Origin of the sequence: Halobacillus amylolyticus (assembly GCF_022921115.1) — a bacterium.
In the GTDB taxonomy this organism is placed as follows: domain Bacteria; phylum Bacillota; class Bacilli; order Bacillales; family Halobacillaceae; genus Halobacillus_A; species Halobacillus_A amylolyticus.
The window spans coordinates 303001-322683 of the sequence record NZ_CP095075.1; the positions used below are offsets into that span (position 1 = coordinate 303001).

At 41.2% G+C, this 19683-nt stretch carries 22 protein-coding genes; all 22 read left to right on the forward strand.

Annotation, left to right across the window (positions count from 1 at the left end; translation table 11 throughout):
- The first annotated feature begins 4 nt into the window (after positions 1-4).
- The gene (hemW, locus tag MUO15_RS01605; RefSeq protein ID WP_245032950.1) at positions 5-1144 is read left to right on the forward strand and encodes a radical SAM family heme chaperone HemW; all 1140 of its coding nucleotides are present in this window, start codon (positions 5-7) and stop codon (positions 1142-1144) included.
- Positions 1145-1243: 99 nt separating this feature from the next.
- Positions 1244-2260, forward strand: coding sequence for a heat-inducible transcriptional repressor HrcA (gene hrcA, locus MUO15_RS01610; RefSeq protein WP_245032952.1), 1017 nt, complete (start codon positions 1244-1246; stop codon positions 2258-2260).
- A 205-nt stretch (positions 2261-2465) separates the two neighbouring features.
- The gene (gene grpE, locus MUO15_RS01615; RefSeq protein WP_245032954.1) at positions 2466-3041 is read left to right on the forward strand and encodes a nucleotide exchange factor GrpE; all 576 of its coding nucleotides are present in this window, start codon (positions 2466-2468) and stop codon (positions 3039-3041) included.
- A 36-nt stretch (positions 3042-3077) separates the two neighbouring features.
- Positions 3078-4907 carry a molecular chaperone DnaK gene (dnaK, locus tag MUO15_RS01620; protein ID WP_245032956.1) on the forward strand — a complete coding sequence of 610 codons (1830 nt, stop codon included), beginning with the start codon at positions 3078-3080 and terminating at the stop codon, positions 4905-4907.
- A 142-nt stretch (positions 4908-5049) separates the two neighbouring features.
- Positions 5050-6171, forward strand: a complete 1122-nt coding sequence (gene dnaJ, locus MUO15_RS01625) for a molecular chaperone DnaJ (protein ID WP_245032958.1) — start codon at positions 5050-5052, stop codon at positions 6169-6171.
- A 120-nt stretch (positions 6172-6291) separates the two neighbouring features.
- Positions 6292-7230, forward strand: a complete 939-nt coding sequence (gene prmA, locus MUO15_RS01630) for a 50S ribosomal protein L11 methyltransferase (protein ID WP_245032960.1) — start codon at positions 6292-6294, stop codon at positions 7228-7230.
- Positions 7231-7241: 11 nt separating this feature from the next.
- Positions 7242-7988 (forward strand): 16S rRNA (uracil(1498)-N(3))-methyltransferase, encoded by a 747-nt coding sequence (locus MUO15_RS01635; RefSeq protein ID WP_245032962.1) that lies wholly within the window; start codon positions 7242-7244, stop codon positions 7986-7988.
- Between the two features lie 129 nt (positions 7989-8117).
- On the forward strand, positions 8118-8789 hold the full coding sequence (gene deoC / locus MUO15_RS01640) for a deoxyribose-phosphate aldolase (protein WP_245032964.1): 672 nt from the start codon (positions 8118-8120) through the stop codon (positions 8787-8789).
- 132 nt (positions 8790-8921) lie between these two features.
- Positions 8922-9491, forward strand: a complete 570-nt coding sequence (locus tag MUO15_RS01645) for a flavin reductase family protein (RefSeq protein WP_245032966.1) — start codon at positions 8922-8924, stop codon at positions 9489-9491.
- A 94-nt stretch (positions 9492-9585) separates the two neighbouring features.
- The gene (gene rpsU / locus MUO15_RS01650) at positions 9586-9759 is read left to right on the forward strand and encodes a 30S ribosomal protein S21 (protein WP_079530318.1); all 174 of its coding nucleotides are present in this window, start codon (positions 9586-9588) and stop codon (positions 9757-9759) included.
- A gap of 20 nt (positions 9760-9779) precedes the next feature.
- A complete protein-coding gene (locus tag MUO15_RS01655; protein WP_245032968.1) occupies positions 9780-10223 on the forward strand; it encodes a GatB/YqeY domain-containing protein in 444 nt (147 codons plus the stop codon).
- 371 nt (positions 10224-10594) lie between these two features.
- Positions 10595-11878, forward strand: a complete 1284-nt coding sequence (locus MUO15_RS01660) for an NfeD family protein (protein WP_396266338.1) — start codon at positions 10595-10597, stop codon at positions 11876-11878.
- Between the two features lie 21 nt (positions 11879-11899).
- Complete coding sequence (gene floA, locus MUO15_RS01665; protein WP_245032972.1) at positions 11900-12883, forward strand: flotillin-like protein FloA; 984 nt, start codon at positions 11900-11902, stop codon at positions 12881-12883.
- 29 nt (positions 12884-12912) lie between these two features.
- Positions 12913-13407 (forward strand): hypothetical protein, encoded by a 495-nt coding sequence (locus MUO15_RS01670; RefSeq protein ID WP_245032974.1) that lies wholly within the window; start codon positions 12913-12915, stop codon positions 13405-13407.
- A 69-nt stretch (positions 13408-13476) separates the two neighbouring features.
- Complete coding sequence (gene yqfC / locus MUO15_RS01675) at positions 13477-13776, forward strand: sporulation protein YqfC (RefSeq protein ID WP_245032976.1); 300 nt, start codon at positions 13477-13479, stop codon at positions 13774-13776.
- Positions 13776-14960, forward strand: a complete 1185-nt coding sequence (gene yqfD, locus MUO15_RS01680; RefSeq protein WP_245032978.1) for a sporulation protein YqfD — start codon at positions 13776-13778, stop codon at positions 14958-14960. Before yqfC ends, yqfD begins: the two co-directional genes overlap by 1 nt.
- 2 nt (positions 14961-14962) lie before the next feature.
- Positions 14963-15925, forward strand: a complete 963-nt coding sequence (locus MUO15_RS01685; RefSeq protein ID WP_245032980.1) for a PhoH family protein — start codon at positions 14963-14965, stop codon at positions 15923-15925.
- A 756-nt stretch (positions 15926-16681) separates the two neighbouring features.
- The gene (ybeY, locus tag MUO15_RS01690; RefSeq protein ID WP_245032982.1) at positions 16682-17152 is read left to right on the forward strand and encodes an rRNA maturation RNase YbeY; all 471 of its coding nucleotides are present in this window, start codon (positions 16682-16684) and stop codon (positions 17150-17152) included.
- Positions 17127-17507: a diacylglycerol kinase family protein gene (locus MUO15_RS01695; RefSeq protein WP_245032984.1), complete on the forward strand. Its 381-nt coding sequence runs from the start codon at positions 17127-17129 to the stop codon at positions 17505-17507. The genes ybeY and MUO15_RS01695 overlap by 26 nt, the downstream gene beginning before the upstream one ends.
- 32 nt (positions 17508-17539) lie before the next feature.
- Entirely contained in the window at positions 17540-18445 is a 906-nt protein-coding gene (gene era, locus MUO15_RS01700; protein ID WP_245032986.1) for a GTPase Era, read from the forward strand.
- Positions 18446-18554: 109 nt separating this feature from the next.
- Positions 18555-18695, forward strand: a complete 141-nt coding sequence (locus tag MUO15_RS01705; RefSeq protein ID WP_396266339.1) for a YqzL family protein — start codon at positions 18555-18557, stop codon at positions 18693-18695.
- Between the two features lie 18 nt (positions 18696-18713).
- Positions 18714-19457, forward strand: a complete 744-nt coding sequence (gene recO, locus MUO15_RS01710; RefSeq protein WP_245032990.1) for a DNA repair protein RecO — start codon at positions 18714-18716, stop codon at positions 19455-19457.
- Positions 19458-19683 lie beyond the last annotated feature (226 nt).

The window sequence follows — 19683 nt, forward strand, 5'->3', positions numbered from 1 at the left end:
CACCATGACGATTTCCTCTGCATATATTCATATTCCGTTTTGCCAGCAAATTTGTCATTACTGTGATTTTACTAAGTTTTTTTATAATGAACGTTTAGCTGACGAATATTTAGACGCTCTTTACCAGGAAATACACACGTATATTCCTCAAGAAAAAGCCAAGGTTAGGACGATTTTCGTGGGAGGAGGGACTCCAACTGTTGTAACCCATAAACAGCTTGAGAAACTTTTAACCATGATTGACGAACACTTTGATGTCTCTACTTGTGAGGAGTACACCTTTGAAGCAAACCCCGGAGATTTAGATATGGAAAAAGTAAAACTTCTGAAGTCATACGGAGTCAACCGAATATCCTTAGGTGTTCAGGTATTTGATGATGAGATGCTTGAAAAGATCGGCCGAGTTCACCGAGTGAAAGATGTTTATACAAATATTGACCGTCTAATGCAAGTGGGTCTCACAAATATAAGTATCGACTTAATGTATGCTTTACCAGGGCAGACTGTTGAGGGCTTTGAGAAAACGGTTGATGAAGCAATGCAGTTCGGTTTGCCGCACTATTCTTCTTATTCGCTGCAAATTGAGCCAAAAACCGTTTTCTATCAAAGGTATAAAAAAGGGACCCTTGTTAAACCTCCAGAGGATGATGAAGCTGAAATGTATGAGTTGCTTCAAAGAAAGCTGACGGCTAACGGTGTAAATCAGTATGAGATAAGTAATTTTGCTAAACCTGGCTTTGAAAGTAAGCATAACTTGACATACTGGAATAATGATTACTATTACGGGATTGGCGCCGGTTCCCATGGGTACATGCCAGGAAAGAGAACAATTAATATTCGCCCGCTTCCAGCCTACGTTAAACAAGCGATGGAAAACGGGAGGCCCATCTTACATGAAGAATCAGTTGGTTTAAAAGAGCAAATGGAGGAAGAAATGTTTCTCGGTTTAAGGAAAGCGAGTGGCGTTTCCTTGGTGGGATTTGAGCGGAAATTCGGAAGAACCCTGAACGAAGTATTCAAAGGGGCAGTACCTAATCTGAAACAGCGTAATCTATTGATTGAAACCGAGGGAAATGTTCGCTTGACGGAACGTGGAAAGCTATTAGGAAATGAAGTGTTCCAGGAATTTTTGCTGGATTCTTGAAAAAAAGAAGTAAATTCGTTGACATCCCCACACCCATTTGATAATTTATTATTAGATTTAGCACTCACTAAATCCGAGTGCTAACAGAGGTGATCATCGATGTTAACTGAAAGACAATTGCTAATTCTGCAAGTGATTATTGATGACTTCATCCTGACTGCACAGCCTGTGGGCTCGCGGTCGATTTCTAAAAAAGAAGCTGTAACCTTTAGTTCTGCAACCATACGCAATGAGATGGCTGATCTTGAAGAAATGGGTTTCTTAGAGAAAACCCATTCATCTTCAGGAAGAGTTCCATCGGAGAAAGGTTATCGCTTTTATGTCGATCATCTTTTATCTCCGCTTCGATTGTCGAATAAGGAAACAGAGACAATTAGAGATGCATTTAAGGACCGTATGATGGAATTTGAACGAGTTGTTCAGAAATCGGCTGGTATTTTGTCCGACCTGACTAACTATACGTCAATCATTCTAGGCCCGGAAGTATTCGAAACGAAGCTGAAGCAGCTACAGATTGTTCCTCTAAACGAACAGTCTGCGATTGCTATTTTGGTGACGAATACTGGTCATGTTGAACATAGGGCTTTTAATGCTCCAGTAGACATGCACCCAGCACAGCTTGAAAAAATGGTCAATATTCTAAATGACCGCCTGCGCGGTGTGCCATTGGTACAGCTTCATGAGAAACTTCAAACGGAAATTCGTTACCTGGTAAGAGAACACATGGATGAGCAGGCATTTATGTATTTGCAAGCTGCCTTAATGGATGAGCACCCGGCTAAGCTTTATATTGGCGGAAAGACGAATATACTCATGCAGCCGGAATTTAAGGATTTAGAGAAAGTACGCTCTCTTTATGCCATCATTGAAAGGGAAAATGAAATGGCAGACTTGTTAAGGTCAGGTGATCAAGGTCTTCATGTCCGTATCGGTCATGAGAATCCTTTTGATGCCATGCAAAACTGCAGCCTGATCACCGCGAGCTATACACTTGGAAATGAGCAGGTAGGTACGATTGCTTTACTCGGACCTACACGTATGGAGTACAATCGGGTGATTTCATTATTAAATGTTTTATCCAAGCATATGACAGAGACGTTTAAAGGATGGTATTAACTTACGTGTAAGAAATACATCCTGTGGGATCATTTACCCATCGCTTCTTTTTGTCTCTTGCTTTTTTAGATCTAGCATATAAGCGGATCAGGACATGAAAGCTTAATAGAGACTGTACAGGGAGGTTCTGAAGTGAGTCGAGCTTTTTTCTGCCGAGACTCCCGTGCTTTTCTTAGGATATTTTTTCATGTTATAGTCAATAACGGTGAATAGGAACAAGGAGGTGGAAGTCGTGGAAGAAAAAGATCAACAAGAACAAGAAATTATCGAACCTGAAAATGAAGCAGAACCAACAAATGCTGAGGTGGAACAGGCTGATGCTGAGGAAGCTATCGGTGAACTTGAACAGCTTCAACAAGAGAAGGAAGAAGTTCAGAACCGCTTGCTTAGACTTCAGGCTGATTATGATAATTTTCGACGCCGTACTCAAAAAGAAAGAGAAGCGGATCGAAAATATAAATCACAATCAATAGTTGAAGAACTTATTCCAGTCCTTGATAACTTTGAAAGAGCATTGCAGGTCGAAGTAGACGGAGATGCTGCCAAAAATTTCGCGAATGGAATGGAAATGGTGTATGACCAATTCCAAGCTGCTCTTGTAAAAGAAGGTGTGGAAGAAATTCCTGCCCAAGGAGAAGTATTCGATCCACATCTACATCAAGCAGTGATGCAAGTTGAGGACGACAACTTTGAGTCGAATGTAGTTGTAGAACAGCTGCAAAAAGGCTATCGTTTGAATGATCGGGTCATTCGCCCGGCTATGGTTAAAGTTAATCAATAAATGAAAAGGTAATTTGTTAGAGGAGGATACACGACAATGGGTAAAATTATTGGTATTGACTTAGGTACAACAAACTCTTGTGTAGCAGTTATGGAGGGTGGAGAAGCAAAGGTTATCCCTAACCCAGAAGGAAACCGTACAACTCCATCTGCAGTCGCATTTAAAAATGGCGAACGCCAAGTTGGTGAAGTAGCCAAGCGCCAAGCAATCACAAACCCTAATACGATTCTTTCCGTTAAGCGTCATATGGGTACGGACTATAAAGTCGAAGTGGAAGGCAAAGAATACACTCCACAAGAAATCTCTGCAGCGATTCTTCAGTATATTAAAGGGTATGCAGAAGATTATCTTGGTGAGACCGTCGATAAAGCCGTTGTAACGGTTCCTGCCTACTTCAACGATGCAGAACGTCAAGCAACTAAAGATGCTGGTACAATTGCTGGTCTTGAAGTTGAACGTATCATCAATGAGCCAACAGCAGCAGCTCTTGCCTACGGAATTGATAAAGAAGACCAAGACCAAACCATCTTAGTATATGACCTTGGCGGTGGTACGTTTGATGTATCTATTCTTGATATCGGTGAAGGTACATTTGAAGTTGTAGCTACAGCAGGTGATAACCGTCTAGGCGGGGATGACTTTGATGAAGTGATCATGAATCACATGGTAGCAGAATTCAAGAAAGAGAATGGCATTGACCTGTCTCAAGATAAGATGGCTAAGCAGCGTCTTAAAGATGCAGCTGAAAAAGCGAAGAAAGACCTTTCTGGTGTAGCACAAACACAGATTTCCCTTCCATTTATCACTGCAGGTGAAGCAGGTCCACTGCACCTAGAAATGAACTTGACTCGTGCGAAATTCGAAGAGCTTGCTTCAGATCTAATCGAACGTTCTATGAAGCCAACACGCCAAGCAATGAAGGATGCTGGCATGAGCTCAAACGATATTCACAAGGTACTTCTTGTTGGTGGTTCCACTCGTATTCCAGCAGTACAAGAAGCCATCAAAAAAGAAGTAGGGAAAGAGCCTTCTAAAGGGGTTAACCCTGATGAAGTAGTAGCTCTTGGTGCTTCCATTCAAGGCGGCGTACTTCAAGGGGACGTTAAAGATGTTGTCCTTCTTGACGTAACACCACTATCACTAGGGATCGAAACAATGGGGTCTGTGACAACAAAACTGATTGAACGTAATACAACGATTCCTACAAGCCATTCCCAAGTGTTCTCTACAGCTGCCGATAACCAAACAGCTGTTGACATCCACGTGCTTCAAGGTGAACGTGAGATGGCACAAGATAACAAGACATTGGGTCGTTTCCAATTGACTGATATTCCGCCAGCACCACGTGGCGTTCCTCAAATCGAAGTAAGCTTCGATATTGATGCAAACGGTATTGTTAATGTTCGCGCGAAAGACATGGGCACGAACAAAGAACAATCCATTACAATCAAGTCTTCTTCCGGTCTTTCTGATGAGGAAGTAGAAGATATGGTGCGTCAGGCTGAAGAAAACGCTGAAGAAGATAAGAAAAAACGTGAAGCAATAGAACTTCGTAATGAAGCCGATCAACTTATCTTCACAACGGACAAAACCATCAAAGATCTTGAAGATAAAGTATCTGATGAAGAGAAGCAAAATGCTGAAACAGCTAAAGAAGAGCTTCAGACAGCTCTAGAAGGCGAAGATCTTGATCAAATTAAAGAGAAAAAAGAAGCATTACAAGAGCAAGTTCAAAACCTATCTGTTAAACTTTACGAACAAGCACAGCAACAAGCTGAAGCTGCTCAAGGAGAACAGTCAGGTGCTGAAGATGATGTAGTTGATGCAGACTACGAAGAAGTAAACGAAGACGAAAATAAAAAGTAAGCAAGTAGTGAAAAGTCAAAGTCAGGATCTCCTTGACTTTGACTTTTTTCACGTATGTCTTGATGGTAAACTATTTGCTTGAAACGAAAAGAAAATGGTAATATAAATCTTATGTAATAGCGCCTGGGAGAGTGATCGACAAGTGAGTAAACGTGATTATTATGAAGTGCTAGGTGTATCCAAGGATGCCTCTCAACAAGAAATAAAGAAGGCATACCGCAAACTAGCACGTCAATATCATCCAGATGTCAGTGAGGAAGAAAACGCATCTGATAAATTTAAAGAAGCGAAAGAAGCTTATGAAACATTAAGTGACCAACAGAAGCGTACACAATATGATCAATTTGGTCATGCCGGTCCACAAGGCCAAGGATTTGGCGGCTTCGGCGGCGGTGAAGATTTCGGAGGCTTCGGAGATATTTTCGATATGTTCTTCGGCGGTGGCGGTCGTCGTGATCCTAATGCTCCACGTAAAGGGGCCGACCTCCAATATTCCATGACATTACAATTTGAAGAAGCGATTTTCGGCAAAAGTACCGATGTTGAGATTCCTGTCGAGGAGTCTTGTGACACGTGTGATGGATCTGGTGCTAAGCCTGGGACGTCCCCTGAAACATGTACACATTGTCAAGGAAGCGGGCAAATTAACCAGGAGCAAAACACCCCGTTTGGCCGTGTTGTCAATCGTAGAGTATGCCACCATTGTCAAGGAAGCGGGCAAATCATTAAAGAGAAATGTAATACTTGCGGTGGAGACGGCCGCGTAACGAAGCGAAATAAAATCCACATTGATATCCCCGCGGGTATTGATGAAGGACAACAAATTCGCGTACCCGGAAAAGGGGAAGCCGGTGTAAACGGCGGCCCAGCAGGGGATCTGTTCGTTGTTATTCGTGTACAGCCGGATGAATTTTTTGAGCGTGAACAGGACCACATCTTTTGTGAAATGCCGCTGACTTTTGCTCAAGCAGCTTTAGGTGACGAAATCGAAGTACCTACAGTGCACGGTAAAGTTATGCTTAAAGTGCCGGCTGGGACTCAAACAGGAAAGACATTCCGTTTGAAAGATAAGGGATCACCAAATGTTCACGGCCGTGGCCACGGAGATCAACACGTGAAAATGCGTGTCATCACACCGAAGAATTTAACAGATCGTCAACGTGAGCTGATTCGAGAGTTCAATGATATTAGCGGTAATGATGCAACGGAAGAGCAGCATGGGACATTTTTTGAACGTATGAAGCGTGCATTTAAAGGTGAATGATGTTATCAATGAAAGAGTGTCTGGACGTATGGATAAATCGGTAGGCTGATGAGTACTACCTGTGCCAAAGTTCCTGGCACTCTTTTTTTACATAATTCTTATGAAAAGTGAGTTGATTAGATGAAGTGGTCCGAAATTTGTATTCACACAACAAATGAAGCGATTGAACCTGTCTCAAACATCCTGCATGAGTCTGGAGCGAGCGGTGTTGTTATCGAAGACCCACAAGATATGATTAAAGAGGTAACAGGACTTGGTGAAGTTTATGAACTTAATCCTGAAGATTATCCTGAAGAAGGAGTTTTCGTAAAGGCTTATTTGCCTGTCAATAGTTTTCTATCAGAATCCGTTGATGCCGTGAAGCAGTCTGTTAGTCAGTTGAAAGTGTTTGACATTGACATCGGTCGTAATGAAGTAACTCTTACCGAAATCCAGGAGGAAGACTGGGCAACAGCTTGGAAAAAGTATTACAAGCCAGTAAAAGTTTCAGAAAGGATTACAATCATCCCGACGTGGGAAGACTATACACCTGTACAAAGTGACGAGTTAATTATTGAAATGGATCCAGGAATGGCATTTGGAACGGGAACCCATCCTACCACGGTATTGAGTCTGCAAGCTTTAGAACGATATTTAGCACCAGGGGATGTAGTCTTCGACGTTGGTTCAGGTTCGGGTGTATTGAGTGTTGCCTCTGTGCTGTTAGGCTCCGATCAGGTTCATGCTTTCGATCTTGATGAGATCGCAGTGAAAAGCACAATGAATAACGCTCAACTGAACCAAGTATCCGATAAGGTAATGTCAGCTAAAAACAACTTGCTGCAAGGTGTCACAATTGAGTCTGACTTAATTGTTTCAAATATACTAGCTGAAATTATTATTCAATTTGTTGAAGATGCCTATCGCCAACTTAAGCCAAATGGATATTTTATTACCTCAGGAATTATTGAAGGGAAAAAGGCTCTCGTAAAGAGTCGCCTTGAACAAGCCGGCTTTGAGATTGTTGAAACGAACAAAATGGAAGACTGGATCTCAATCATTGCTAGAAAGCCAGAATAAGGTGAACTGACATGCAACGATATTTTATTGAACAGGCGAACTGGGAAGAAGACAGGGTTGTTATTAAAGGTGACGATGTACACCATATAGTGAGAGTGATGAGGATGCAAAAGAATGACTCCCTCATTTGTGTCCATCCTGAGCGTGGGCCTGCCCTTTGTAAGATCATTGCTGTAGAGCAGGAAGTAATTTGTTCCATAAAAGATTGGCTAGATGAAAATAAAGAACTTCCAGTTGAAGTTACCATTGTTCAAAGCCTCGGAAAAGGTGATAAGCTTGAACAAGTGGTTCAAAAAGGCACTGAGCTTGGGGCCCATCGTTTTATTCCCTTTAATGCAGAGCGATCAGTTGCCAAATGGGATGCAAAGAAAGCGAATAAGAAAATCACACGGCTGCAAAAGATTGCTAAAGAAGCGAGCGAACAATCTGAACGTGCGATGGTCCCGGCTGTCTTTAATGTGATGACGCTATCTGAACTGATAGAACAAAGCAGTCTACATGAAGTTAAATTGATTGCTTATGAAAATGAAGCGCGATCAGAGAGATCTCAATCATTAGCTAGTCGTCTACGGGAGATTAAGAACGATCAACGGGTGATCATTATTTTTGGTCCGGAGGGCGGTTTCACCTCAGAAGAAGCGGATAAGCTATTTAGTGGTGGATTCTTTCCTGTACGTTTAGGACCAAGAATTTTGCGTATGGAGACAGCTCCTTTATACTTTTTATCTAGTTTGTCTTACCAACTAGAGGAACAGTAACACCTATGTCACTAGCGTTTTTGAAGTGGCATGTTTCTTATGACAGCCCTTTCATGTCCTCGCCTTTTGGAAAAAGACATGCTATGATACAATAGATGTACGAACAACTTAGTGAAGGGAAGTGTTTCAATGGAACAAGATCTTGCAAAAATGATTGATCATACACAATTGAAACCAGATACACCAAAAGCAAAGATTACTGAAATCTGTAAGGAAGCTAAAGAATATGACTTTATGTCTGTTTGCGTTAATCCATATTGGGTAGAGTACTGTTCGGAACTACTTAAAGATACGCATGTAAAAGTATGTACAGTAATCGGTTTTCCATTGGGTGCGACAACAACAGAAACGAAAATATTTGAAACTCGCCAAGCTATTGAAAATGGGGCGACAGAAGTGGATATGGTTATAAATGTTGGTGAGCTGAAATCTGGAAATACGGAAGTTGTCAAAGCAGATATAGAAGCGGTTGTAAGTGAAGCAAAAGGAAAAGCGCTAGTTAAAGTCATTATTGAAACTTCACTATTGACAGATGAAGAGAAGGTAGCAGCTTCACAGCTTACTAAGGAAAGCGGTGCTGACTTTGTTAAAACATCGACAGGGTTCTCAGGCGGGGGTGCAAGCGTTGAGGACGTTAGTTTGATGCGTAAAACAGTTGGTCCTGATCTAGGTGTGAAAGCATCTGGGGGTGTCAGGGATTATGACGGTGCGAGAGCTGTTATCGAAGCGGGAGCGACTCGTATCGGCGCCAGCGCTGGGATTGCCATTATAAGTGGCGGAAAAGGATCGTCTGATTATTAAATAAGTCAGTCGCTCGAAAACTGTTCATTGAATCGTATACTTTTTTATGAGAAAGGCTGCTTGCAACTTTTGTAAGCAGCCTTTCTTCCTTTAGTTTTTGGCAGAATCTACGATGGGAAATGGGGGGATTATGTGGAAAAACAAGATCATATTAAAATGCACAGCTACCCCGGAATGGTAGCTATTGTTGGTGTGAGGAATGCAGAAGGAACAAATTTCATGGCTGCAGGATGGCATAGCTATTTATCTATCGATCCGCCAATGTATGGCGTAGCAATTGGTCGTAAAAGGTTTACATATGAGCTTATAAATAAAAATAAGGCTTTCACCATTAACTTTCTTCCTTTTGAAGAGGTGGCATTTATCCAATATAGCGGGAGTGTTACTGGATCAGGAGCCAATAAAGTGATAGACTATAATCAGAAGTGGTATGAAGCTAACGGTGGTTTTCCTCTTTTGCAACGCGCTTATCTAGCCTACGAGTGTGAGGTTCAGCAAGTAGTTCCAACAGGTGATCATGATTGGATAGTTGGCAAAATTACAGCTTGCCATTATGACAGTAATTTATTTAAGGGGAATGGGCTGCCTGATTTTAGTAAACTTCATATCCCGCTCTACCTCGGAAGATCCAACTATTTAAAGCTGGATGATTCTACTCAGTCATACGATAATTTTCATCGTAACAATAATAAAAAAAGTTGACCATATGTCATCAATATAATATAATTGTCGAAGGTGTGGGAGACCCTCATGCTATATAGAAACAGTTTTTTTGCTTTGGAGGGAGGGAAATAGCATGTCAAAAACAACTCGCGTTCGTAAAAACGAGTCTCTTGAAGATGCTCTTCGTCGCTTCAAGCGCGATGTATCGAAAAGCGGTGCATTATCAGAATATCGTAAACGTGAATATTACGATAAGCCTAGCGTACGCCGTAAGAAAAAGTCTGAGGCCGCTAGAAAGCGCAAGTGATTAAAAGAGGGTGTAAGTAGATGTCAATTCTAGAACGTCTAAACCAGGATATGAAGACAGCGATGAAGGCAAAGGATAAGAAAACCCTTGGTGTCATTCGCATGGTCAAAGCTTCGATGCAAAACGAAGCGATCAAACTGGGTAAAGATCTATCAGAAGAAGAAGAACTTACTGTTTTATCCCGCGAGGTAAAGCAGAGAAAAGATTCCCTCCAAGAGTTTAAAGAAGCTGGACGCGAAGATCTTGTAGAAGGACTTAATGAGGAAATTGAGATTTTACAAGTATATATGCCGAAACAGCTCACACAAGAAGAGCTTGAACAAATCGTTCAAGAAACAATTGAAGAAGTAGGAGCATCATCTAAGAGCGACATGGGTAAAGTCATGAGCGCTGTCATGCCTAAAGTAACAGGTAAAACAGAAGGCTCTAAGGTGAATAAACTCGTACTTAAGCAATTATCTTAATTGGTAAAGGTCTCTCTTTATAAAAAAGAGAGACCTTTTTATTAGAATTAATTTCATAATTTAGGTCCCATGTGCCCCAAGAGATTCAAAACGAAAGCACCTCCCCAAGTTTAGTCAAGTTTTTGAAATCATTTTTATTAGGTTAAGGGCAATCTGCTGGATAAGAATCCATTTTGAACCTTTTCGAAAAAAGAGCCTTATATTCTGCCAGTCTTGGGCGTTTTAAAAAGAGCAATTATGAAATTGATTCATTAATGAAACTTTTTACATAATTGTCACGTATAAATAGTATCCAGAGCAGGCCAAATGAGGAGGTGAATCGTTTGAAGCGGTCAATCCGTCTTGTTTTATTAAGTTCGCTACTATTGATAATGGCTTTTCTCACATTTTATCAATGGAAAGATCATGTTCAAGCAGAAGGTGAAGGAAAGCAGGTGTACATCATCCCTGTTGAAAATACCGTGGAAAGAGGAATGGTTTCTTTCCTGCAGCGAACAACGAACGAGGCCATTGAAGAAGGGGCCGACCATATCATATTTGAGATTGATACACCTGGAGGAAGGGTAGATGCAGCTGGATCAATTGGGGAACTGTTGGCAGGCCTCGACATTCCTAATACAGCCTTTATTGCAAGCCGTGCTTATTCAGCAGGGTCCTATATCGCGCTTAGTACAGACCAAATTTATATGAAGCCGCAAGCGACGGTGGGTGCCTCGGGGGTGATTAATTCTGACGGTACAGCTGCTGATAAAAAGGCACAATCTGCCTGGATTTCTGCAATGGTTTCAGCTGCAGAGGCGAATGGGCGGGATCCACTATATGCACGGGCCATGGCAGACAGCAACGTTGATCTTCCTAAGTATGGCGCTGCTGAAGGTGAATTTTTAACACTTGGTCCCTCCGAAGCTGTTGAAGTAGGATACGCGGAAGGAATTGTGAAAGATCGTGTTGAATTACTTAATGAGATTGGCTTTAGTAACGCCAAAGTGGTTGAAACAAGCCCGACCCTCGCTGAAAATTTTGCTCGCTTCCTTACACATCCTGTAGTCATCCCGATTCTTTTATCGATTGCCAGTCTAGGATTGGTCGTTGAATTATATTCACCTGGATTTGGGATACCAGGAATTATGGGAGTATTATCATTAGTTCTATTTTTTTACGGTCACATTGTCGCAGGGCTGGCTGGTTATGAAGCTATCATCCTCCTTGTTTTAGGGATTGGCTTGATTGTTGCCGAATTGTTTTTACCCGGAGGCATCGCCGGTATTGCAGGTATTGCTGCCGTTGTTACTTCCTTGATGCTATCGTCTGCTGATATGGGCCATATGGCCATGAGTATTGGTATTGCCTTGTTAATAACCATCATCGTTTCAATTATTCTTGTTAAAAAGATTGGATTTGAACGTGGTTTTTTTCGGCATGTGATTCTCAATGATTCGACATCAGCGGAGAAAGGCTACGTGTCCACCATGAATCGACTTGAACTGATTGGCATGGAGGGTGAGACCATCACACCTCTCAGACCATCTGGCACCGCTTTGATTGATGAAGAACGTATGGATGTAGTGTCAGAGGGTAGTTTTATTGGTGCTAATCAGCCGGTTAAAATTGTCAAAATAGAAGGAGCAAGAGTTGTTGTTCGTGCCGTAAATTAAATTTTTTAGGAGGAAGAAAACATGTCACTTGAGGAACTTATGCCCATTATTATAATTGGGATCATTATTATTGTTATTGCCGTTCTATTTACATTTATTCCAGTGATGCTTTGGATTAGTGCCTTAGCTGCTGGGGTAAAAGTAAGTATCTTCACACTGGTAGGGATGCGCTTAAGAAGGGTTATTCCTTCTAGGGTCATTAACCCGATGATTAAAGCACATAAAGCAGGGGTGACTGTCGACACAAATCAGCTTGAAAGCCATTACTTAGCCGGGGGTAACGTTGACCGAGTGGTAAATGCTCTGATTGCTGCCCAACGTGCAAATATTGAACTAAGTTTTGAACGATGTGCCGCGATTGATCTTGCAGGCCGTGATGTGCTAGAGGCCGTTCAAATGAGTGTGAACCCGAAAGTGATTGAAACACCGTTCATTGCTGGTGTAGCTATTGATGGTATCGAAGTCAAAGCTAAAGCACGTATTACAGTTCGTGCGAATATTGACCGTCTTGTCGGTGGTGCCGGTGAAGACACAGTTATCGCCCGTGTTGGTGAAGGAATCGTATCTACGATAGGGTCAAGCGTAAACCACAATAAAGTTTTAGAGAATCCCGATAGGATTTCGCAAAATGTTTTAGGAAAAGGATTGGATGCAGGAACGGCGTTTGAAATTCTTTCTATCGATATAGCCGATATTGATATTGGTAAGAACATTGGTGCTATGCTGCAAACAGATCAGGCTGAAGCAGATAAGAATATTGCCCAGGCGAAAGCGGAAGAACGTCGTGCCATGGCCATTGCTCAAGAACAAGAAATGCGTGCCCGTGTTCAAGAGATGCAAGCTAAAGTGGTCGAATCTGAAGCTGAAGTTCCTCAAGCACTTGCTGAGGCTTTACGTTCAGGTAAAATGGGTGTCATGGATTATATGAACTACCAAAATATTAATGCTGATACTGACATGAGACAAACATTAGGTGACATGGATAAAGATAAAGATGAACAATAAATTTCCTAACACCGTAAAGGGGAAGTTGTATGGGAGATATTCTTGAATTACTATTTAGTAATATTGTCATCTTAGCTGCGGTTATAGGTGGGATAATCAGCTTTGTCTCTGGCTTGAATAAGAAAGAAAAAGAAAAATCTAAACAACCAAAACAACCGAGCTCCCCTTTATCAACAAGTTCACAGCAGCCGTCAACGAACCAGGAACCTGAACAAATGAAGGAAAGCGCTTCTACCAGTGATGGTCGTATGAAAGAGTACTATGAGGAAAAACAAAAACGGTTGGATGAGATAAGGGAGTATCAGAAGAAACGTGGGCAACGATCTACCCCATCCTCTCAAACAAATGAAGAACTTGATCAACATGCAGACGATGAACAAGCTGGCTCAGTGAACAAAAAGAGTGCCTTCAGCCATTCAAATCAGTGGGATAAAAAGCGATTGGCTGATGGAATAATTATGTCAGAAGTTTTAGGGCCGCCAAGAGCTCATAGGCCACATCGGTCACATCCAAGAAAAAGATAAAAAAACGCACGAATTGTAGTGATACAATTCGTGCGTTTTTCGTATGTATAAGAGAAAGGAGGAAATCGAATGGTGAAATGGCAAAAACAACTTCGTTCATGGGTCGGCCGTTATTTCGATTTACCTTCTGATGTTATGCTCGATCTTCCGCGTATAACAACGATTGGGTCGATCCATGCCTACATAGAAAATCATACAGGACTGCTACACTTTTCAGACCAAGAAGTTCGCTTAAAATATCGTGATGGTCACATCTCCATCAAAGGGAAAGAATTGCGGATAAAGATGATGCTGAAGGAAGAACTGCTTTTAGAAGGAACTCTTGATTCTGTAGAATTCTTTACCGATCAAAAGGAAGGAGGGAAATAATGGCAAGACACCAGTTGGACTATTTCTATGGGCTAGTTACCGTACATGTAAAGGGGACGTTGATTGAAGCATTCCTTCAAGCCTGTACGAGAGAAGGAACCTACATTACAAATGTAAAACACATCTCCCCAAACGAAATTGAAATGACCATACGCCTCAAAGATTGGACAATCTATCGAAAACTTCGGAAAAAATACCACTGTAAAATCAAAATAGTCAATCGTAAAGGAATACCGTTTTTATATCATCGTATGATTACAAAAAAAGCTGTGCTCGCTGCTTTTATTTGTGGTATTTTTGCTTTACTTTTACTCGCCAATACGTTGTGGTCAGTACAAATAAAAGGATTACCACCTGAACTCGAGGCCACTGTCGAAAGTCAATTAGAGGAATATGGTGTAAACGAAGGAAAGTTAACGATTGGCATGAAAGATCCTAATGAAGTACAACGGCTTTTGTTAGAGGATGTACCTGACCTGCTTTGGATTGGTGTGAAGAAGAAAGGGACAAGTTATCAGCTATATGGTGTTATGAAAACGAGACAAGATCCAGACGAAACAACAAGACCAGCTGATTTAGTTGCATCAAAAAAGGGCATGATAACAAAAATGTTTATCACAAAAGGCAGGCCATTAGTTTCTGTTAATGAGGTTGTTGAAAAAGGAACAAAGCTGGCTACAGGTGAACTTAAAGAAGACAGCGACGAATATGTTGAGGCAGAAGGCGAAGTTATTGCTGAAACATGGTACAAAGCTGAAGTGAAGGTTCCTTCTACAAAGCAGCTTCAACTTACAGATGGGGAAAAGTCATCCTCCTATGCCTTAATCGTTGGTTCGTTACGAATTCCACTTTGGGGTTGGTGGAATGATGATACAAAGGGCATGAGAATGGAGGAAGATGAGAAGCAATGGGAAGTGTTCGGTTGGGAGCTGCCTTTTAAACTGCAAGTAAAAAGCATGTATTCAGAAAACTCCAATATTAATGAACTTACATCAGAACAGAGTATTAAGCAGGGGACCTTAACAGCTAAAAGAACTTTAAGACAACAATTGTCTGAAGAGGCGGAAATTATAGAGGAAAAAGTTTTGCACCAAAGTGAGGAGAATGGTAAAGTAAAATTAATCCTTTTATTTAAAGTGCATGAAAACATTGCGGTGACCAAGTATATAACCCAAGGAGATTGAGTATGCAAGGAAACTTAAAAACAATAGATATCCAATTAAATAACCCGACAGAAGCATTGGCCCTGTTCGGTACAGAAGATAGAAATTTAAAGCAAATTGAAGAACAATTAAAAGTGTCTATTATTTCACGCGGTGAACGAGTTAATGTTTCTGGCGAGGCAGAACATGTTCAATTAGTTGAAGACATCTTACTAGCCGTTTTAGCGGTTATCCGTAAAGGATTATCGATTACTGAACGTGATATCGTCTATGCTGTTGATCTTGCTAAAAAAGGTAAAATCAATCAGTTTGAAGCTCTTTTCGAGGACGAAATCACAAAAAATGCTAAAGGGAAGTCTGTTCGAGTTAAAACCCTCGGTCAACGAAGGTATGTCTCTGCGATAAAAAATCATGATCTTGTATTTGGAATCGGTCCGGCTGGTACCGGGAAAACGTATTTAGCCGTTGTAATGGCTGTCAACGCTCTCAAAAATGGAGATGTGAAAAGAATTATCCTCACACGGCCAGCTGTGGAGGCCGGAGAAAGCTTAGGTTTCCTGCCAGGAGATTTAAAGGAGAAGGTGGACCCGTATCTACGTCCGTTATATGACTCGCTACACGATGTATTTGGAGCAGAACATACAGCAAGGTTAATTGACAGAGGAACAATTGAAATTGCTCCTCTTGCCTATATGAGAGGGCGAACCCTCGATGATGCCTTCGCTATCCTAGATGAAGCACAAAATACGACTCCTGAGCAAATGAAAATGTTTTTAACACGTCTTGGCTTTGGCTCGAAAATGATTATCACAGGTGATATTACCCAAGTAGACCTTCCAAAAGGAGTAACATCAGGCCTTAAAGTTGCCGAGCAAAAGCTTGGTAAAGTGAAAGGATCTGCGTTTATTCATTTGGACCAAACAGATGTAGTGAGGCACCCACTTGTCCAAAGAATTATTGATGCATACGAGAATGACCCATCTTAAGACCCGGTAAGCGGGTCTTATTTCTTATGTGAATTTGATAGGAGGTAAGTTTTGCAGGTGAGAACTCTCCCTCCTAAGGATGTCAAGGCAAAGCTCCATAAATGGGTGGGGATGAATCGCCTTCGGACAAGGTGTGGCTTCTTTCTGTATCGATGGCCCGATGTTTATAAGGCTATTTGGAAAGAAACGTACCAAGAAAAAGGGAAGGGATTGGCATACCATATATGCTCGTCTCAATTAACCCAATTGAAAAAACTCATTTGGCTGAAAGAAGTCGCAAGCATTTCCTTCAATCCTCCCTCAAATTACCTTGCTGATTCATACAAAATTCTTCGTGAAACAGAACCAAGCTCCACGCTTTAAAGCGAACGTAACAGCGTACAAATCCTACACGGCACAGCATACGAAGGCAATAGTGCGAGCCCTGTTCGTCCTATGGAAGCCGAATGAAGGAATCCACACAATTTCCTAAAAACCGAACAAAGTGCTACGATTATTATTAATCCTCCCAATAATGGGGTAGAATTATTTGAAAATGCTATTTTTTGTAGGTGGAAGCCGCTGTCATTTTACTTAATACCACTGAAGAAATTAGAAAGAGCATTCAATTATTGAGGACAGGCTGCTGGATGGGCAACTTGAGGAATAGAAAATAAGCTAAGCACAATAGAAAACGCTTTGTAAAACCTAACAAGGCATTTTTATTCTCGGATCCAATATCCTGATCAGAAATCGTTAGTAAAGGAGGATAAATAAATGATTGAGATCGATTTTCAAGATGAAACTGAATCAGTAGACGAAGCGTATATTGACCTTATTCAAAGGGTGATTGAATTTGCAGCAGGGAAAGAGAAGGTACCAGCTGAGTCTGAGGTTTCTATATCATTTGTAGGCAATGATGATATTCAGGAGTTAAACCGTAATTACAGGCAAAAGGATCAACCTACAGATGTGATCTCTTTCGCCATGCAAGAGTTAGGCGAAGGGGAAATCGAAGTACAAAACGAAGAATTGCCTACGATGCTCGGTGATATTGTTGTCTCTGTAGATAAAGCAAAAGAACAGGCGGAAGATTATGGACATTCGCTAGAGAGAGAGTTAGGATTTTTAGCTCTACATGGATTTTTACATTTACTCGGCTATGATCATATAGATGAAGCGGATGAAAAAGAAATGTTCGCAAGGCAAGAGGAAATCTTACATGAGTATGGCCTCAAGCGGACGTAAACGGAGGAAGTTCATAGGCTTACGGTTTGCGAAAAATGGGCTGAAGGAAATCTTTCTAACGGAAAGAAATTTTCGAATCCATCTCTTTATTGCTGGTCTTGCCTGCCTAATGGGAGTATGGCTCCCGATCTCATGGATCGAATGGGCGGTTCTGATTACCATCATTGCTCTAGTTCTGACACTTGAGGTCATTAATTCAAGTATTGAGAGAGTTATCGACTATTTAGCACCAGAGCAACATCCGTCAGCACGTATCATTAAGGATATGGCTGCAGCAGCGGTGTTAATCGCGGCTATAGCTTCTATTCTGATCGGCATGTGTATTTTTCTGCCGAAGCTGATGTTGTTAATGTAATAAAAGAATGATGTTTTTATGGAGGAACAATTATGGAAGATCAATTTAAGTCAGGTTTCGTTGCAATCATAGGACGCCCGAATGTTGGGAAGTCAACATTTATGAATCATGTTATAGGTGAAAAAATCGCGATTATGAGTGACAAACCTCAAACAACAAGAAATAAAATACAAGGTGTGCTGACGGAAAAAGATGCACAGCTAGTGTTTATCGACACACCGGGTATTCACAAGCCGAAGCATAAGCTTGGGGATTATATGGTTAATGTTGCTGAAAGTACGTTAAACGAAGTGGATACGATTATGTTTATGATAAATGCTGAAGAGGGGTTTGGTCGTGGTGATCAGTTTATTATCGAGCGGCTGCAACGTGTGGACAAGCCAGTCTTTTTAGTCGTCAATAAAATAGATCGTGTTCATCCTGATCAACTGCTTCCGCTTATAGACCAATACCGTGAGAAGTTTGATTTTGAAGAGATTATTCCGATTTCTGCACTGGAAGGGAGCAATGTTAATCACTTGCTTCATGTGGTTAAGGAGCATCTTCCCGAAGGACCGCAGTTTTATCCAGAAGATCAAATTACAGATCACCCTGAACGATTTATTATTAGTGAGTTTATTAGAGAAAAAGTACTGCACTTAACACGTGAAGAGATCCCACATTCGATTGCTGTAGTTATAGAGAGTATAGAACCTAGAAAAGATTCTAACGCCGTTTATGTCCAGGCGGCCATTATTGTTGAGCGTAAATCTCAAAAAGGGATTATTATCGGTAAACAAGGAAGCATGCTGAAAGAGGTTGGACAACGGGCTCGCAAAGATATAGAGTCGTTGTTAGGAAGCCGGGTGTATTTAGAGCTTTGGGTTAAAGTACAAAAAGATTGGCGGAACCGTCAAGTTCAGCTCAGTGATTTCGGCTATAATGAAGATGAATATTAGATTTGGAAAATATTAAGCCTTATCGTTTTTCTCATATGAAGCAACCTAAGTATGTGATGACATTTCTTTATTTACGATAATACGAAAGGCGGTGTTTCTTGTGCATGATATGTCTTGGAATGTGTTTAGACAAACAGGAAACATAGAAACCTATTTGCTAATGAAGGAACTGGAAATGAATGGCGAATCATCAGAACAGGAATATGTTTCAACTGGGACAGGGCAGGTTGAGGAAAACGACGGGCAATAACAAGAGCAGGTGAATGCTTTGTTAGAAAAAGTAGAAGGCATTGTCATTCGAACGAGAGACTACGGGGAAACGCATAAGATCGTTACACTAATGACTAGAGAAAAGGGGAAAATCGGGGTCATGGCTCGAGGAGCTAAAAAGCCGAAGAGTCGGATGACCTCCGTGACTCAGCCCTTTATTCACGGTCATTACTTAATACACATTGGATCAGGTTTAGGCTCTTTAAGCCAAGGAGAAGTAACGACCTCTCTTCGGTCTATACGCGAAGATATTGTTCAAACCGCGTATGCTTCTTACATGGCTGAATTAACCGACAAGTTAATTGAAGAGAAACAGCCTGATCCCTTTATTTATGAACAATTATTACAATCATTGATATGGATGGCTGAAGGAAAGGATCCAGAAATTCTCTCCATGATGTATGAGTTAAAACTGTATAAAAAAGGCGGCTTTGCTCCGAGTGTGAATGGTTGTATGGGTTGCGGCAATGATCAAGGACCGTTCTCCTTTTCTATCAGAGAAGGCGGCTTACTGTGCAATCGCTGTAAACAGTTAGACCCAGAAGCCTATGGTTTACCAGACCCTTTAGCGCATTTGCTGCGTGTATTTCTACATATGGATGTAAGGAGACTAGGGCAAATATCAATGAAAGAGGAGAATAAAAAGAAGCTGCGCCGGCTTCTAGATGAATATTATGATCGTTATGGTGGCTATTTCCTTAAGTCAAAAAAATTCCTTAAACAATTGGATCTTTTTAAATGATTGACAAACGAACGAGGATTCAGTATAATTTCATTACTAAATAAACTGTTGCTATGAAGGAAAGTAGTAGTTGACGCCTTACACATTGGAAGCGAACCTGTGATGGTGAAAGTCAGGTAGTGTAACTCAGCGAAGGCATTCTGGAGCAAAGATCGTTACAAAGCGGCTTGCATTTGGTATTCAAAAGCAGGCAAGTAGGGTGGAACCGCGGAAACCCCGTCCCTAT

Coding starts and splice junctions, on each gene's coding strand:
- hrcA (WP_245032952.1), top strand. CDS start 1,244: ATGTTAACTGAAAGACAATTGCTAATTCTGCAAGTGATTATTGATGAC.
- yqfC (WP_245032976.1), top strand. CDS start 13,477: ATGGTGAAATGGCAAAAACAACTTCGTTCATGGGTCGGCCGTTATTTC.
- MUO15_RS01685 (WP_245032980.1), top strand. CDS start 14,963: ATGCAAGGAAACTTAAAAACAATAGATATCCAATTAAATAACCCGACA.
- prmA (WP_245032960.1), top strand. CDS start 6,292: ATGAAGTGGTCCGAAATTTGTATTCACACAACAAATGAAGCGATTGAA.
- rpsU (WP_079530318.1), top strand. CDS start 9,586: ATGTCAAAAACAACTCGCGTTCGTAAAAACGAGTCTCTTGAAGATGCT.
- yqfD (WP_245032978.1), top strand. CDS start 13,776: ATGGCAAGACACCAGTTGGACTATTTCTATGGGCTAGTTACCGTACAT.
- MUO15_RS01660 (WP_396266338.1), top strand. CDS start 10,595: ATGGCTTTTCTCACATTTTATCAATGGAAAGATCATGTTCAAGCAGAA.
- era (WP_245032986.1), top strand. CDS start 17,540: ATGGAAGATCAATTTAAGTCAGGTTTCGTTGCAATCATAGGACGCCCG.
- MUO15_RS01705 (WP_396266339.1), top strand. CDS start 18,555: ATGTCTTGGAATGTGTTTAGACAAACAGGAAACATAGAAACCTATTTG.
- MUO15_RS01635 (WP_245032962.1), top strand. CDS start 7,242: ATGCAACGATATTTTATTGAACAGGCGAACTGGGAAGAAGACAGGGTT.
- MUO15_RS01670 (WP_245032974.1), top strand. CDS start 12,913: ATGGGAGATATTCTTGAATTACTATTTAGTAATATTGTCATCTTAGCT.
- dnaK (WP_245032956.1), top strand. CDS start 3,078: ATGGGTAAAATTATTGGTATTGACTTAGGTACAACAAACTCTTGTGTA.
- floA (WP_245032972.1), top strand. CDS start 11,900: ATGTCACTTGAGGAACTTATGCCCATTATTATAATTGGGATCATTATT.
- hemW (WP_245032950.1), top strand. CDS start 5: ATGACGATTTCCTCTGCATATATTCATATTCCGTTTTGCCAGCAAATT.
- deoC (WP_245032964.1), top strand. CDS start 8,118: ATGGAACAAGATCTTGCAAAAATGATTGATCATACACAATTGAAACCA.
- MUO15_RS01655 (WP_245032968.1), top strand. CDS start 9,780: ATGTCAATTCTAGAACGTCTAAACCAGGATATGAAGACAGCGATGAAG.
- ybeY (WP_245032982.1), top strand. CDS start 16,682: ATGATTGAGATCGATTTTCAAGATGAAACTGAATCAGTAGACGAAGCG.
- MUO15_RS01695 (WP_245032984.1), top strand. CDS start 17,127: ATGAGTATGGCCTCAAGCGGACGTAAACGGAGGAAGTTCATAGGCTTA.